Consider the following 12,618-nt stretch of genomic DNA (forward strand, 5'->3'; position numbering starts at 1 on the left):
ATCGCGTTGTACGGAGATCGCGCGTTAATCCTGGGAAGGCCCTGTGAAGATGCCCAGCGCTGAGCGTCTGCCCTCGTGGGCCGCCGTGGTCGGGCCGGTTGCGCCCGGCTCGGCTCTGCCTTCCGCCAATCTGCCCGCTCTCGTCGAGCCGGTCCCCGGGGGATCTCGGGGGCGCCATCGAGGGGCGCGCAAGGGGTGGGGGACCCTCGGGGCCGTCGGGCTCGTGCTGTCCGGGGGGATATCCGTGCAGTTCGGCGGGGCACTCGCCGTGACCCTGCTGCCCCGGGCGGGGGCCTTCGGCGTCGTCACGCTGCGGCTGGTGGCCGCCGCCGTGATCATGATGCTGGTGTGCCGGCCCAAGGTGCGCGGGTACTCGCGCGGCGACTGGGGCGTGGTCCTGCTGTTCGGGCTCACCATGGCCGCCATGAACGGGCTGTTCTACCAGGCCATCGGCCGGATCCCGCTTGGGCCCGCCGTCACGCTGGAGGTGCTCGGGCCGCTCGTGCTGTCCGTCGTCGCCTCCCGGCGAGCCCTCAACCTCGCCTGGGCCGGGCTCGCCCTCGCCGGGGTGTTCCTGCTCGGCGGAGGCGGCTTCGACACCCTCGATCCCGTAGGGGCCGCCTTCGCCCTCGGCGCCGGTGCCATGTGGGCGGCGTACATCGTCCTCAGTTCCCGTACGGGACGACGGTTCCCGCAGGCCGACGGGCTCGCGCTCGCCATGGTCGTCGCCGCGGTGGCGTTCCTGCCCCTGGGTGTCGTCGAGTCGGGCGAGAAGCTGCTCGACCCGGCCACCGTGGCGCTGGGCGCGGGCGTGGGCGTGCTGTCGTCCGTGCTGCCGTACACCCTCGAACTCCTCGCCCTGCGACGCCTGCCCGCCTCGACCTTCGCGGTCATGATGAGCCTGGAGCCCGCCGTGGCCGCGCTCGCCGGTTTCCTGATCCTGCACCAGACCCTCTCCGCCCCCGAGGCCCTCGCCATCTCCCTCGTCATCGTGGCGAGCATGGGGGCCGTACGGACACAGGTGGGGCGGAGGAAGGTCCCGGTGGTGGCGGGCGAGGAGTCCGCGGAATCGGCTGAATCAGCTGCGTCGACTCAAGTGCCCGTGCCCCGGAAACCCCTGGAGCTGGAGGCCTGACCGAGTGTCTGCCGCGCTCCGGTGAGGGTCAGGCGCCGCCGGTGCAGTTGATGTACTGGGCGTAGAACTGGATCGCCAGTGCCATGGCCTGGACGCGGGTCTGGTAGTCGGGTGCGGTCTGGGCCAGCAGTATGTACGTGTTGTAGGAGTCCAGGAACGCCTGGCAGGGGTCCGCCGCGGCGACGGCGGTCGTCTGTGTGACCGGCGCGGCGCTCGCGGCGGGGGCGGCGACGACAAGCGCGCCCACGCAGCTCGCGGCGACGGTGAGTGAGGTGATGAGCCCTCGGATCCCGGTCCTGCGCGTCATGTGCCTCATGGTGGCTTCCTTCCGCTGGGGCCGTCGGACGGTTCCGGCGACCGGGCAGGAGCAGGAGCCTAGGACGGCGCAGTGCGGAGAAAGTGAGCGAAGAGTGACCGTCGGTGCTTGCACCGACGATGCCGCCCTACCCCTCGATGTCCAGTGCCGTCCCGTACAGCCGGTGTGTCTTCAAGCGGATCACCAGTCTGCGTTCGGCCACCTGCTGCTCCAGGAACGCCTGTTCGTCGTCCGGCCTCGCCGTCGCCGGGATCATCTCCAGCAGTTCCCGCCCGACCGCGTCGCCCGGGACCGTCGTGACCTCGGACGCCTCCGCCTCGCCCTCCGCCACAGCGAACGACCACACGTCGCCGCCCGGCACATGCAGTGCCGCGCGCGGGTCGCGTCGCAGGTGCTTGACCTTGACGCGGTCGGCCGTGGTGGAGAAGCGGAGGGTTCGGGTGGCGGGGTCCCAGCTGTAGACCATGGTCGTCAGGTGCGGGTGACCGCTGCGTTTGTTGGTGGCCAGGGTGCCGAACTGGTGCTTGGCGAGGAGGTCGGAGAGGGCCTCGTCGGACAGGACGCGGGGTGCGGGGCCTTGGGTCATGGATGGGGTAACCGCCCGTGGAGTGCACCGCATTCCACTGCGGGGCCTCAATTGGTCGGTGTCGGCGTCGGCGTCGGTGCCGGTATCGCGAACAGGCGGAGTTGTAGCGCCAGCGTCGCGTAGTAGCCGACGAGGGTGGACAGTTCGAAGAGGGTGCGCTCGCCCAGGGTGGTGCGGGCCCGGTCGTACTGTTCGTCGGTCAGGGTGCCGCCGTCGCGGATCAGGGTTCGGGTGAGTTCCCAGGCCGCGTGCTCCACGGGGTCCGTCAGGCCGGGGTCGCCGCCCTCGCGCAGTGCCCGTAGTTCGGGTTCCGTGAGGCCGACGGCCGCGCCCACCCGTTCGTGGGCGTACCGCTCGAATGCGCTGTCCCAGGACGCGGCCACCACCAGGATCGCGATCTCCCTTGTGCGTGGCCGGAGTTGGGAGGCGTACCGGATTGCCGCGCCCAGATCCTGGAGCGCCCTGCCCACGGCCGGGCTCAGCAGCATCGCGTTGAACGGGCCGTGCAGCCTACCCTCGGGGTCCGTGAGGGCGAAGCGCTGAGGGCCCTTCGCGCGCGGGCCGTCGGTGATCGTCTCGTACAAATCCCGTTGGTCGGGCGTCAGTTCCGAGGGTGAGAAGGCGGGTAGGCGGGGGCTGCCGCTCATCGGAATCGGATCTCCTCCGCCAGTGCTGCCAGGTCCTCGTCCGTGGCCAGGCAGTCTTCCGTCGACATCAACTTGCGTGCACTCCCCAGGAGTTCATCCACCTGGGTGGGTGTGAGGCCGTCGATGCCGAGACTCGTCAGGCGGTCGGTCAGGGTGTAGGGGCCGCTGTCCGGGGTGAAGGGGATTCTGCGTTCGTTGCCGACCAGGGTGGGTTCCAGGCAGTTGTGCAGGAGGGGATCGATCTCCGTCTCCTGGGTGATGAGGTCCATGCCGCCCCAGCAGAAGGCGTGCGTGCCGGTCACCGGGTGGTTCCAGGCTGTTCGGTAGCCCGTCAAGTCCTGTGCCGTGCGGGCCAGTTGCGTCAGGCGGTCGGTTCGGATCCCCGTCCGTACGCCGTACAGCGCCTCGAAAGCCAGCGCGGTGGCCGCCAGGTCCGCGTTGCCGGGGCCGCCGCAGTAGCCGTTGACCGACAGCTCCACGGCGGTCGCGCCTGCCTGGACGGCGGCCACCGCGCAACCGACCGCCAGGCCGAAGGTGTTGTGCGGATGCAGTCCGACCTCGACGTCCGGGGCCAGTTCGCGCGTACGGCGGACCAGATGGCCGTACGCCTCCGGGCTCAGCGCGCCCGGACCGTCGAACAGGGTCAGTTCGGTGGCGCCGGCCGCGGCCAAGGCGGTGACCGACTCCGCGTGGCTCTCCTCGGTGGCGTACGAGACCATCAGCAGCGAGACGATCACGTCCAGGCCGGCGGAACGGGCGTGCCGGACAAGGGCAACCGCCTTGTCCAGTACCGCTGTTCGGCCGCGTGGTGTTTCCGGGCGCCGCCACTCCTCGCCCCGCCAGGCCGCCGCGTAGACCGCCGGCTGGTAGATCAGCGACGTTTCGCCGAAGCCCTGCACCCAGACCTGTACGGCGTCGTAACCGGCCGCCGCCGCACGGTCGATGTCCTCCGGCGAGCGCATCAGCGGGCAGATCAGCCGGCAGTTCTGGTTCTCGCCCTTCACCAGGGCGACCTCGGCCTTCAGGGCGTCGTCGTCGCGTCCGGACAGTCCGGCGGTGACGACCTCCGGTACGCCCGTTCCCACCAACTGCCTCAGGAACTCCGCCTTTTGCGGTGCCGAGGCGGTGACTCCCGGCAGGGTCTCCATCGAGCGCAGGGTCGCGTCCCGCAGCCGTACGGACGTCGGCAGTGAACCGACCACGTCCGTGCGGCGGTTGAGCGGGCTCACCGACCAGCGGCCGGGCTCGTACGCGCCCGGCGCCCGGCGTGCGGCCAGCTCGGCGCGGAAGCGGGCGACCTCCTCGGGGGTGAACACGGGCGGCTTCTGCATCGGGCGTCCTCCGGGAGCGGGACCGGTTCTCACTCTCCATCCAAGCCCTCTGTCGACACCTTTGGCAATACTCCTGCCTGTTATCGCTCACAGGTCCCTCTATGTTTACTTCCTGTCGACACTTGGCTAAGACTGTCGGCAGGTTCCGAAGCCGGACAGAGGTCCTGATCGAGGTCGACCCAGGGAGACTCCTGTGATCCAAGACGCGCCAGACGCCCACCCCGCCAGGTCGGGCGGAGCGCCGCCGGGGCGGCTCGCCGGGAAGGTCGCCGTCGTCAGCGGTGCCGGCAGTGTGGGGCCGGGCTGGGGCAACGGCCGTGCGACCGCCGTGATCTTCGCCCGTGAGGGTGCGACCGTGCACCTGACCGACCGGGACAAGGGCGCGCTGGACGTCACCGCGCGGCAGATCCGCGACGAGGGCGGCACCGTCCGCACCCATCTGCTCGACGTCACCGAACCGGCCGCCGTCCAGGCCTGCTTCGAGGACGTCGAACGCCTCGCGGGCCACATCGACATCCTTGTCAACAACGTCGGCGGGTCGCGGGCCGGTGGTGCGGTCGAGCTGAGCCTGGACGACTGGGACGGTCAGCTGCGCACCAACCTCACCAGCGCCTTTCTCGCCTGCAAGTACGTCATCCCGGTGATGCGGCGCGGTGGCGGGGGCGCCATCGTCAACACCGCCTCCTGCTCCGGGCTGCGCTGGACCGGTGCCGGGCAGGTCGGGTACGCGTCGGCCAAGGCCGCGGTCATCCAGCTGTCCCGGGTCACCGCCGTGCAGTACGGGCCTGAGGGCATCCGCGTGAACACCGTCGTCCCGGGGCAGTTGCACACCCCGATGGTCGAGGCCCGTCTTGCCGGCCAGCGCGCGGGCGGGGACGTGGAGAAGCTGCTGGCCCAGCGGCAGGCCCGGATCCCGCTCGGCTTCATGGGCGACGGCCGCGACACGGCGTACGCGGCACTGTTCCTGGCGTCCGACGAGGCGCGGTTCGTCACCGGTACGGAGATCGTGGTCGACGGTGGAATGACGGCCCGCTGTGACTGAGCCAACCGTGCAGCCCCTGTCCACAGTTCAGCCGCTGTCCTCGCTTCAGCACGTGCCCGCCGCCCAGGCCGCCGTACCGCCCGTCACCCCGGCACCCTCCCCGGGCTGCCCGCCCCCGCACCCCGCCCCGCGTACCCCCAACCTCCGTCTCCCGCCCGGCAGTTGCGATGCCCACTGCCACATCTTCGGGCCCGCCGACGTCTTCCCGTACGCGCCCGAGCGCACCTTCACTCCGTACGACGCCCCCAAGGAGCAACTGCGCGCCCTGCACCGGCACTTGGGGATCACCAGGGTCGTGGTCGTGCAGTCCTCCTGCCACGGGTACGACCACCGGGTGCTGTTGGACGCCCTGGCCGACGGGGGCGGGCGGCTGCGCGGGGTTGCCCTGGTCGGTGAGCGGACGAGCCGTGCCCAGGTCGAGGAGCTGCACCGGGCCGGCGTACGGGCCTTCCGGCTCAACTTCCTTCCCCATCTGCGGACTCCACCGACCAGGGCCGAGATCGACGCGATCCTCGAACGCGTCGACGGGCTCGGCTGGGCGGCCCAACTCCATGTGCGGGGCGAGGAGATCGCCGTACTGGAGAGCCTCGTACGGGCCCTGCCGGGACGTGTGGTCGTCGATCACATAGGCAGGGTCGATCTCGCCGCCGGCCGTGACGGACCGGCGCTGCGCAGTCTGCGCGCACTTCTCGACTCGGGGCAGGTGTGGGTCAAGGTCAGTGGCGTCGACCGGGTTTCGCGGCAGGGGCCGCCGTACACCGACGCCGTCGACCTCGCCGCGTCCCTCGTCGCCCACGCGCCCGAGCGGGTGGTGTGGGGGACCGACTATCCGCACGTCAACATCGTCGGCGACGCCCCGGACGACGGCCTGCTCGTGGACCTCGTCGAGCGGATCGCCCCGGACCCGGCGCATCTGAGACGCCTGATGGTCGACAACCCGGCGGAGCTGTTCGACTTTCCTGCCTGATTAGTGTCGGCAGATACACAGAATCTTTGAGTGTCGAACCCCTTGAAGGCGAAAAGTGTCGACAGTACTGTCCCGATTCCTACCCTCGTGAGGAAGAGCCGTTCCATGAAGACGAGAAACAAAGCACGTCGCGCCGTTCTCGCCGCCACCGCCTGTGCCGTCGTCCTGTCCATGGCCACCGCCTGCGGTGGGGAGGCCGCGACCGCGACCAGCGCGGACGGCAAGCCGAAGATCACCGTACTGCGGTCCAACGGCGCCATCTTCGAGCCGCTCTATATCGCCGAGCAGCAGGGCTACTTCGAGGACGCGGGACTCGACGTCACCATCAAGGCGGGCGCCCAGGACACCTCGCAGAACGCGCCCTCCGTCCTCAACGGCGAGGCCCAGTTCGCGATGACCGACAGCTCCGGCTTCCTCAAGGGTGCCGCCCAGGACATGCCGATCCGGATAGTGACGGGCCTGCAGTCCGCGACGACGAAGACCGATCCGACCGACGGTCTGCTGGTGAAGAAGGACAGCGAGATCACGTCGTTCGCCGATCTCGAAGGGAAGACGGTCGGTATCTCGGCGCTCGGCGGGACCATCCAGTTCATCTGCGAGTACCTCGTCCAGAAGGACGGCGGCGACCCCTCGAAGGTCAAGTTCGTCGCCCTGCCCACGACTTCGCTCACCGACGCGGCCACCTCCGGCAAGACGGACGCCATCTTCTCCTTCGGCCCGTTCTACTTCGCCGCCAAGGACAGCGGGCTGCGCTCCATCGGCAACGGTATGAACGACCTGCCCGGCATGGTCCAGGGCGTGCTCTTCTCCAGCGAGGAGTACCTGTCCGCGAACGCGGCCACCGCGAAGAAGTTCACCGACGCCGTCGCCAAGGCGATCACCTACGCCAACGCCCACCCCGACGCGGTCAAGGCGATCGACAAGAAGTACACCGAGGTGCCGGACGAGTTCATCGACGCGCACGACACCAACTTCTACGACAAGGACCTCGACACGACGGTCATGCGCACGGTGATCACCAAGATGCACGAGTTCGACCTGCTCGACAAGGAGCCGACGGACGACGCCGTGTACTGGGACCAGGCGCCGACCGTCACCGGCGAGGAGTAACACGATGGTGAGGGTACGGTTGCTTCAACTGGGCGCCCTGGCCGCCGTATTGGCGCTGTGGGCGCTCATCGCGGCCGTGGGCGTGGTGAGTTCGACCGCACTGCCCGGACCGGCCTCCGTCGCCGCCGCGTTCGGGGACCTCGTCGGCAGCGGTACGTTCTGGCAGGCCGTCGGTGACACCCTGCGCGGCGCGGTGACCGGGCTGGTCGTGGCCGTCGCCGTGGGAATCCCGGTGGGCCTGGTGACCGGCGTGTACGCGGCGGCCGAGGAGTCCTCACGGCTGCTGATGGAGATCCTGCGGTCGTTCCCGGTGATCGCCCTGCTGCCGGTGTTCCTACTGGTCCTGGGATCGACTCCGGGGATGAAGGCGACAGTTGTCTTCATCGCCTGTGTCTTCCCGGTGCTGCTCCAGGCCCAGTACGGCGCCCGCAGCGTGACCCCGGCGGTGCACGAGACCGTACGGTCCTACCGCGTCCCCCGCCTGCTCCGCTTCCGCCGCGTGATCCTGCCGGGCTCGGTGCCGTCGATCATGACGGGACTGAGACTGGCCGCGACCACCTCCGTGCTCGTCGCGATCGGCGTCGAGGTACTGACGACCCTGCCCGGCATCGGGCACATGATCATGGAGTCCCAGCAGGCGGGCGTGTCGGCACGGGCGTACGCCTACATCCTCACCGCCGGAACCATCGGGTACGCGATCACCATGCTGGCGCAACTCGCCGAGCAGCGCCTGCTGCGCTGGCGCCCGCCCACGCACCCGGGAGGGGAGCAGGCCCCATGAATTTCACAACCTGGACGTTCTGGAAGCCGGCGCTGCGCCAACTCTGGCTGCCGGTCGTCGTGTTCGCGGTTCTCCTCGTCTCCACGGCGGGAAGCACCAGCTTCTACTTCCCGCCGCTGACCGAAGTCCTCCACGTGCTCTGGACCGAACTGCTGCACGGCGGACTGGTCGAAGACCTGTGGTTCAGCCTCCGCAACATCGTCCTCGGCCTGGCCCTCGCCACGGTCGTCGGCGTCGGGGCGGGCCTCGTCATCGGCGAGGTACGTACCCTGCGCCTGGCCACCGGCCCCCTGCTCGACTTCGCCCGCGCCACCCCGACCGTCGGATTCGTGCCGGTCATCATCCTCACCCTGGGGATCGGCTCCGGGCCCAAGGTCTTCCTGATCTTTCTCGGCTCCGTGTGGCCGATCCTCCTCAACACCGTCAGCGGGGTGCAGGCGATCGGCCCGGCGGTGCACGAGACCGCGCGCGGCTACCGCATCCCCTGGGCGCTGCGGATGCGCCGGGTCGTCCTGCCCGGCGCGCTGCCGCAGATCCTGGCCGGCATCCGGGTCGCCCTGTCGATCGCCGTCGTACTGATGGTCGTCAGCGAGATCTACGGATCGCCCATCGGGCTCGGCAACTTCATCCTGCAGAGCGGATCGAGCTTCCACGTCGCCGAGACCTGGGCGGGCACGATCCTGATCGGCGTCCTCGGCTACGCACTGAGCGTGCTGCTCCTGCTCGTCGAGCACGCCCTGCTGGGCTGGTACCACCAACGGGCGCCGCGCGCACGACGGGCAGTGCGCCCGCCAACTCCCCCTGCACAGCCGCCTTCCACGGAACGCGCCACGAGTAACGGAGTCGCCGTATGACACGCGGATCCAGCCTGCACGTCGAGGACGTCGGGATGAGTTTCGGCCGGGGCGCGCACGAACACCGGGTGCTGGGCGGGCTGTCGTTGAGAGTGGATCCGGGGGAGGCGGTGTGCATTGTCGGCCCGTCAGGTGCGGGCAAGACGACGCTGCTGCGGTGTCTGGCCGGGCTGACTCCGCCGACCCAAGGGGCGGTGCGTTACGGCGAGTTGCCGTTGACGGCTCCGCACGCGGACATCGCGGTGGTCTCGCAGGACTACCGGGGGTCGTTGCTGCCGTGGATGCGGGTGTGGGACAACGTGGCTTTCCCGCTCCAGGGGCGGGGCGTGCGGAAGGCCGTACGTCGGCAGCGCGCCCTTGAATGCCTGGAGGCGGTCGGGCTGGTGGACGTGGGGGAGAAGTACCCCTGGCAGCTGTCGGGCGGGATGCAGCAGCGGGTCGCGATCGCGCGCGGGCTGGCGTACGACGCGCCGGTGCTGTTGATGGACGAGCCGTTCGGGTCGGTCGACGCCCAGTCGCGCTTCGACCTGGAGGATCTGACTCTGGAGCTGCGCCGTCGACTGGGTATCACGGTGGTCGTGGTCACGCACGACATCGACGAGGCGGTGTATCTCGGGGACCGGGTCGTGGTGCTGGGCGGGAAGCCCACGGCGGTCCTGGAGACCCTGACGATTCCCCTGGGCGCCGATCGCGATCAGCTGACCACCCGCGCGGATCCCCGGTTCACCGAACTGCGTACACGCGTGCTGTCCCGCATCAGAGGCGAACGCGCGCCGGAAGTACCGGACTTGACGGAGTCCGCAGCCCGCTAGGGCACCTGCTTCCCACTTCTCTTCTTCTTCTCTTCTTCTCTCAGGCCGACGCCAAGCGTCGCTCACCCCTGCCCAAAATCTAGGGAGTCCACAGTGCTGCGCACCAACATCAGCTATCGGTCCCGCAATCGCGCCCTCCTCGTGGCGGTCGCCGCCGTACTGGCGCCGCCGGTCCTCGCGCCGGCCACCGCCCGTGCCGCGACCGCCGACACGATCACCGTCGCCGCCGGGGAGACCCTGACACTCACGGAGACCACCACCGCGAGCGCCCTCGTCATCGAGGAGGGCGGTGCCATCGCCGCCGCGGACGGCTACAGCCTCAGCCTCACCGTCAACGGTGTCGAGATCGGCAGCGAGCTGGCCGAACTCACCGACGGCTACGGCGGAGTGGCGACCGCCATCGCGGCGGGCACCTACTCCGGAACGGTCGTCCTGACAGTCGCCGAGGCCACCGACGTCGCCTACGACGACCTCACCTTCCCCTTCCGCCAGGCCCTGTACGTGGACGCCGACGGCGTCGACGAGGCCAGGTCGGTCCCCTCGGCGGTCCTCGGCGGCACCGTCACCGACACGGGCGCGAGCGACGTCCGGCTGCTGTCGGACGGCGAGGCGTTCAACGGTGTGTACGTCGCCGGCGGCGGCACCTACACGCTCACGAATCCGCAGGTCGCGTACGTCGGGAACGGCCGCTGCGACTTCGTCGGGTACGGCGCCTCCATCGTGGGCACGGGCGAGGGCACGACGCTCGTCGTGGACGGCGCGACCATCAGCAACGAGGGCGTGGTCCGTACGGCGGTCATCGCCGACGCCGGCGCCAACGTGATCGTCAAGAACTCCACGCTGCACTGCGCCGACGGCACCGTCCCGGACGAGTACCCGAGCGCCGGTACCGGCGACACCCGGTACATGATCACCGTGCCGTGGATGCTGGGCCTGTCCGGCAATGTCCGCGCCACCAACCTGCTCGGCGCGAACACCAAGATGGCCTTCGTCAACTCCTCGGTCTCCTCGGAGAAATGGGGTGCCCTGTCGGTCGACGGCGGCAGCTACTGCACGCTCACCGCCATCAACAGCAAGATCGCCAACACGGGCGGCCAGGGCTACGGTTCGTACGCCATCGGCAACGTCACCGAGCACTTCCTCGGCTGCACCTTCGACGTCGGCGACTACGCCCTCATCCACTGGGGCTCCTCGGCCCACTACGGCGACAGCACGGCCGACGCGGTCGCCGACCTGAACGACTCCCTCGAACTCGGCCTCACCAGCGCCGAGTTGAGTGCCATGTCCGAGCAGCCGACGGTCATCAACGCCGGCCGCTTCATGGTCCTCTGGTACGCGGCCGGGTCGGTCACCATCGACGGCGGTACCAAGGTCAACACCGGCGAGACCGCGTTCATGTGCAAGGCGGTCGCGGGCACCGTCACGGCCGACGGCTCGGACGGCGCAACGATCAACCCCGGCAACGGAGTTGTCTTCCAGCTGATGGACTCCGACCGCCCGAGCAGCGTCACGGTCTCGGGGAAGGCATGGAAGACGGAGACCATAGGCACGTACACCGAGCCCACCGGTTCCCCCACCAAGTCCTCGTCCTGGACGACGACTTCGTCCCAGTCCACTGACGCGAAGGGCACGTTCACCGACATCGCGCTGACCGGCGACTTCTACAACTCGGTCTGGGGCGGCGGCACCGGCAGCATCCAGGGCCAGAACCTGACCCTGTCCTTCACTCGCTCGACGGTCGAGGGCGTCATCTCCGCGTCCACCGCCAAGCACACCGTCTCCACGATCACCTCGGCGGAGTACCGCGAGATCAGCGAGGTCACCAACACCCCGAGCGCGGTGGTCAACAACGGCGTCCTGGTGACCCTGGGCGCGGGCTCGACCTGGACGGTAACCGGCACGTCGTACCTGAGCGCCCTCACGCTCGCCTCCACGGCAGCGATCGAGGCCCCGACGGGCAAGACGGTGACTTTGACGGTCAACGGCACGGCGACGGCCATCACGGCGGGCCGCTCCTACACGGGGGCGATCACCTTGACGGTGGCGTAGCGGCACTAACAGGACCGGCCCCCGGGATTGGATGCGAACCGATTCCCGGGGGCCGGAGCTCTGAACAGGGGGGAGGGGCACCCACCTAGGGGCGCGGGGAACTGCGCGACAAGCCCCCACCGGCCGGCACCCACCCAACTACCCCTACGCCCCCACCATGTTGTAGCCCCCATCAGCAATCAAAAACCCACCCGTTATATGCCGCGCATCCTCCGTAGCCAAAAACAAAGCAGTCCCCGCAAGTTCCTCAGGCCCGGGAATCCGCCCCATAGGCGTAGCCGCCCGCAGAACATCCCCCCGCCCACTCTTCCAGTCGTCCCGCCCAAGCGTCGCCGCAGTCTCAATGAACCCCGGCGCAAAGACATTCACCCGAACCCGCGGAGCGAACGCCTGCGCATACGACTTGGTCAACCCGATGATCCCGTACTTCGCGGCCGCGTACTGCGGCGCCCGCGCACTCCCACGTACGACCACGGTGGAGCCGACGTTCACGATCGACCCACCCCCCTCCTGCTCCAGCATCCGCGCCCCGAACTCATGCGTGCACAGCAGCGTGCCCTTGATGTCGACGGCGAGGACATGGTCGATGGACTCCTCGGTGATGTCCCGCCAGGACATCTGCTCACGGGCCACGTCGCCGACGTTGTTCACGGCCACGTCGAGACGCCCGAAGTGCGACCAGACCTCGTCGGCGAGGCGTTTGATCTGCTCGTGTTCGGCGATGTCGGCCTGGACGACGAAGGCCTTGCGGCCAAGTTCCGTGACCCGCCGGGCAGTTGCCTCGGCGCCGGACCGGGAGCTGCGGTAGTGGACCGCGACGTCGGCACCTTCCTGCGCGGCCCGTACGGCGATCTCGGCGCCGAATCCGGTACCGGCACCGGTGACGAGGACGGTCTTGCCGACGAAGCGTTCGGATACGGGAGTCACGGGGGTCATAGGGGCTCCGATCATGAAGTCCGCTGCCGTAGCGGCGAGTTGGAGGACACGG

13 protein-coding genes are annotated in these 12,618 nt (G+C 69.4%); 8 read left to right on the plus strand and 5 right to left on the minus strand.

Going from position 1 to position 12,618, the window contains the following annotated elements:
* Window positions 1-49 precede the first annotated feature (49 nt).
* Window positions 50-1,135, plus strand: a complete 1,086-nt coding sequence (locus tag ACFYXF_RS22545; protein ID WP_389351661.1) for a DMT family transporter — start codon at window positions 50-52, stop codon at window positions 1,133-1,135.
* A 28-nt stretch (window positions 1,136-1,163) separates the two neighbouring features.
* On the opposite strand, the gene ACFYXF_RS22550 is transcribed toward ACFYXF_RS22545, so the two are convergent.
* From ACFYXF_RS22550 to ACFYXF_RS22565, 4 genes are all read right to left on the minus strand, one after another.
* Window positions 1,164-1,442, minus strand: a complete 279-nt coding sequence (locus ACFYXF_RS22550) for a hypothetical protein (RefSeq protein ID WP_389351663.1) — start codon at window positions 1,440-1,442, stop codon at window positions 1,164-1,166.
* 136 nt (window positions 1,443-1,578) lie between these two features.
* A complete protein-coding gene (locus tag ACFYXF_RS22555; RefSeq protein WP_389351665.1) occupies window positions 1,579-2,037 on the minus strand; it encodes a TIGR03618 family F420-dependent PPOX class oxidoreductase in 459 nt (152 codons plus the stop codon).
* Between the two features lie 47 nt (window positions 2,038-2,084).
* Window positions 2,085-2,684 carry a carboxymuconolactone decarboxylase family protein gene (locus tag ACFYXF_RS22560; RefSeq protein WP_389351667.1) on the minus strand — a complete coding sequence of 200 codons (600 nt, stop codon included), beginning with the start codon at window positions 2,682-2,684 and terminating at the stop codon, window positions 2,085-2,087.
* Window positions 2,681-4,015 carry a hypothetical protein gene (locus tag ACFYXF_RS22565; protein WP_389351669.1) on the minus strand — a complete coding sequence of 445 codons (1,335 nt, stop codon included), beginning with the start codon at window positions 4,013-4,015 and terminating at the stop codon, window positions 2,681-2,683. Before ACFYXF_RS22565 ends, ACFYXF_RS22560 begins: the two co-directional genes overlap by 4 nt.
* Before the next feature lie 193 nt (window positions 4,016-4,208).
* On the opposite strand from ACFYXF_RS22565, the gene ACFYXF_RS22570 reads away from it, so the two are divergent.
* The 7 genes from ACFYXF_RS22570 to ACFYXF_RS22600 all read left to right on the plus strand — a co-directional run bounded on the left by ACFYXF_RS22570 (window position 4,209) and on the right by ACFYXF_RS22600 (window position 11,630).
* Window positions 4,209-5,057: an SDR family NAD(P)-dependent oxidoreductase gene (locus tag ACFYXF_RS22570; protein ID WP_389351671.1), complete on the plus strand. Its 849-nt coding sequence runs from the start codon at window positions 4,209-4,211 to the stop codon at window positions 5,055-5,057.
* Complete coding sequence (locus ACFYXF_RS22575) at window positions 5,050-6,024, plus strand: amidohydrolase family protein (protein ID WP_389351672.1); 975 nt, start codon at window positions 5,050-5,052, stop codon at window positions 6,022-6,024. The genes ACFYXF_RS22570 and ACFYXF_RS22575 overlap by 8 nt, the downstream gene beginning before the upstream one ends.
* A 105-nt stretch (window positions 6,025-6,129) precedes the next feature.
* The gene (locus ACFYXF_RS22580) at window positions 6,130-7,134 is read left to right on the plus strand and encodes an ABC transporter substrate-binding protein (RefSeq protein ID WP_389351673.1); all 1,005 of its coding nucleotides are present in this window, start codon (window positions 6,130-6,132) and stop codon (window positions 7,132-7,134) included.
* A gap of 4 nt (window positions 7,135-7,138) precedes the next feature.
* Window positions 7,139-7,915, plus strand: a complete 777-nt coding sequence (locus ACFYXF_RS22585) for an ABC transporter permease (RefSeq protein ID WP_389351675.1) — start codon at window positions 7,139-7,141, stop codon at window positions 7,913-7,915.
* Window positions 7,912-8,769, plus strand: coding sequence for an ABC transporter permease (locus tag ACFYXF_RS22590; RefSeq protein ID WP_389351677.1), 858 nt, complete (start codon window positions 7,912-7,914; stop codon window positions 8,767-8,769). Before ACFYXF_RS22585 ends, ACFYXF_RS22590 begins: the two co-directional genes overlap by 4 nt.
* Entirely contained in the window at window positions 8,766-9,581 is an 816-nt protein-coding gene (locus tag ACFYXF_RS22595; protein ID WP_389351679.1) for an ABC transporter ATP-binding protein, read from the plus strand. Before ACFYXF_RS22590 ends, ACFYXF_RS22595 begins: the two co-directional genes overlap by 4 nt.
* A gap of 93 nt (window positions 9,582-9,674) precedes the next feature.
* A complete protein-coding gene (locus tag ACFYXF_RS22600) occupies window positions 9,675-11,630 on the plus strand; it encodes a hypothetical protein (RefSeq protein WP_389351681.1) in 1,956 nt (651 codons plus the stop codon).
* A gap of 144 nt (window positions 11,631-11,774) precedes the next feature.
* Here ACFYXF_RS22600 and ACFYXF_RS22605 read toward each other — a convergent pair whose 3' ends face one another.
* Window positions 11,775-12,566: an SDR family NAD(P)-dependent oxidoreductase gene (locus tag ACFYXF_RS22605; RefSeq protein ID WP_389351683.1), complete on the minus strand. Its 792-nt coding sequence runs from the start codon at window positions 12,564-12,566 to the stop codon at window positions 11,775-11,777.
* Window positions 12,567-12,618: the final 52 nt, after the last annotated feature.

The sequence above is a fragment of the Streptomyces sp. NPDC002680 genome, assembly GCF_042889145.1.
Classification (GTDB): domain Bacteria; phylum Actinomycetota; class Actinomycetes; order Streptomycetales; family Streptomycetaceae; genus Streptomyces; species Streptomyces adonidis.